The sequence below is a fragment of the Shinella sp. 838 genome (genome assembly GCF_029623935.1).
GTDB lineage: Bacteria > Pseudomonadota > Alphaproteobacteria > Rhizobiales > Rhizobiaceae > Shinella.
In genome coordinates, this window is sequence record NZ_JARSBQ010000053.1 from 1 (window position 1) to 2,625 (window position 2,625).

2 protein-coding genes are annotated in these 2,625 nt (G+C 58.7%); both read right to left on the reverse strand.

Features of this window, described 5'->3' with window-relative positions; all coding sequences use genetic code 11:
* Window positions 1-50: 50 nt before the first annotated feature.
* Window positions 51-944 carry an IS21-like element ISRel5 family helper ATPase IstB gene (gene istB, locus P9A16_RS35485; RefSeq protein ID WP_024270107.1) on the reverse strand — a complete coding sequence of 298 codons (894 nt, stop codon included), beginning with the start codon at window positions 942-944 and terminating at the stop codon, window positions 51-53.
* Entirely contained in the window at window positions 941-2,446 is a 1,506-nt protein-coding gene (gene istA, locus P9A16_RS35490) for an IS21 family transposase (RefSeq protein ID WP_037405471.1), read from the reverse strand. Before istA ends, istB begins: the two co-directional genes overlap by 4 nt.
* Between the last annotated feature and the right edge of the window lie 179 nt (window positions 2,447-2,625).

Here is a 2,625-nt window from a genome sequence, read left to right on the forward strand (position 1 = left end):
TATAGCGCGGCAATCAGGATGAGACGCGGGCGACAATCTGGATGAGATTCTTAGGTCGCGGTCGGGATCAAGTTATCACGCTGATTGTCGCTGACAAGTTCTTCGTCGTTTTCTGATTGCCGCTCCGCGACAGCTAGCGCTGAGGTTCTGATCGTCGCGAAGGACGCGGGACGGCCTCGCTGGCGTTTTTCCTCAAGCGCAGTTCTGCGGCGATAGCTTTCGACGTTCATCTCGAAGATCGTGGCATGGTGTACAAGCCGGTCGACTGCTGCGAGTGTCATGGCGGGATCGGGAAAGACCCGGTTCCACTCTCCGAACGGCTGATTGGCGGTGATCAGGATCGATCGATGCTCGTATCGTGCCGAGATCAGCTCGAAGAGCACGCTTGTTTCCGCCTGGTCCTTGGTGACGTAGGCGAGGTCATCGAGGATGAGCAAGTCATATTTGTTGAGTTTATCGATGGCAGATTCAAGCTGGAGTTCCCGGCGGGCAACCTGAAGCTTCTGCACAAGATCGGTGGTCCGGGTAAACAGGACCCGCCATCCGTTCTCGATCAGCGCAAGACCGATAGCAGCAGCAAGATGGCTCTTTCCTCCGCCGGGCGGACCGAACATGAGGATGTTCGCTCCCTTGGCGAGCCAATTGTCGCCGGCGGTAATTGCCATGACCTGCGCTTTCGAGATCATGGGTACAGCGTCAAAAGCGAAGCTGTCCAAGGTCTTTCCGGGCGGCAGATGCGCTTCGGCGAGATGCCGTTCAATCCTGCGATTGGCACGCTCTGCCAGCTCGTGCTCGGCAATAGCCGACAGGAAACGAGCTGCTGGCCATCCTTCCCGGTCTGCCTGCTCGGCAAATTGCGGCCACAGCGTTTTGATGGTCGGCAGCCGAAGTTCGTTGAGCATGATACCGAGCCGTGCTTCATCGATGACGTGGGCATTCTTCATGCGGCTTCTCCCGTACCGATCAGGGCTTCATAACCGTTGAGCGATGCGAGTTGCACATGAACGGTCGGTAGCTTGGCCGGGTCCGGACCGAAGAGCGCTCGCATGGCAGCCAGATTGGGTAAGTCACCAGCATCGAGTGTCCTAGCCAATTCTTCGGCAAGTTCGCGTTCGCAGCCACGGTCATGCGCCAGTGCCAGAAGCTCAACGGTGATCTTGCAAGCCTGCTTATCGGGAAGATGTTCGGTCAGGGCTTCGAAGGCCTTGCGATATTCCTCGCGTGGGAAGAGCTTGTCGCGATAAACGAGGCCACGGAGCGCCATCGGCTTTTTACGCAGGGAATGGATGACGTGGTGGTAGTTGACGACCTGGTCGTGTCGCCCGTCAGCGTGGCCACGTCCCCGGCGCAACGTCATCAGATGCGTACCACCAACGAAGACATCCAGCCGATCGTCGAACAGGCGAACTCGTAACCTGTGGCCGATCAGGCGGGATGGCACGGTGTAGAAGACCTTGCGCAAGGTGAAGCCGCCCGTCCGGGACACCGTAACGACAATCTCCTCGAAGTCCGTAGTCCGGCGCTCTGGCAGCGCCTGCAGATGGGATCGCTCTGCATCAATGCGCCTGCCATGGGCAGCGTTGCGACGGCTGACGATCTCGTCGACAAAGGCGCGGTAAGAACTGAGGTCGTCGAATTCCTTGGTCCCCCGCATCAGCAGGGCATCATGAACAGCGTTCTTGAGATGGCCATGGGAGCTTTCGATCGAGCCATTCTCATGCGCGACGCCTTTGTTGTTACGCGTCGGCGTCATTCGATAATGGGAGCAAAGCTGATCGTATCGGCGGGTGAGATCGACCTTGGCATCGGCGTCGAGGTTGCGGAATGCCGCCGACAGGCTGTCGCTGCGATGATAAAGCGGCGTACCACCCACGGACCACAGGGCATTTTGAAGTCCTTCGGCCAGCGCGACAAAGCTTTCCCCGCCGAGAATGACATGGGCATGTTCGAAGCCCGACCAGACAAGCCGGAAGTGATAGAACAGGTGATCAAGCGGCTGGCCGGCGATCGTCACACCAAGACCGCTGGCGTCGGTAAAATCCGAAAGGCCTAGCCGGCCTGGCTCGTGAGTCTGGCGGAAGATGACATCCTGCGCTTCGCCATGGACAGCACGCCACGACCGAATGCGGCGTTCAAGCGTGCGGCGGATACCTTCAGAGAGTTCTGGATGTCGGCGCAGCATCTCGTTGTAGACGGCGACGGCACGGATGCCGGGTGCGGCCTTCAGCAGTGGGACGACTTCAGTCTCGAATATCGGCTCCAAGGGATCAGGGCGGCGGCGTCCACGCGGCGTTTTGCTCTGAGATGGTAGTTGTACCTCCTTATCGAGGCGGTATGCCGTGGCTCGGCTGATCGACGCTTTCGATGCGGCGACCTCGACGGAATGCGTTTGTCGGTACTTCATGAAGAGTCTCATCTGATGATCGGTTACATGGCGACCCGGCACAAACTGGTTCTCCAATCCAGAAAACCGCAAATGTACCGAACCGACCGCGATCTTGAGACGCCGAAAATATGCGCCACGCCGGGGTATGACTACGATCGGGCTACGCCCTCACTCCGTCACACCCCGGCGCGAGTCTCATCCTGATTGACGCTGAATCTCACCTAGATTGCCGCTATGCA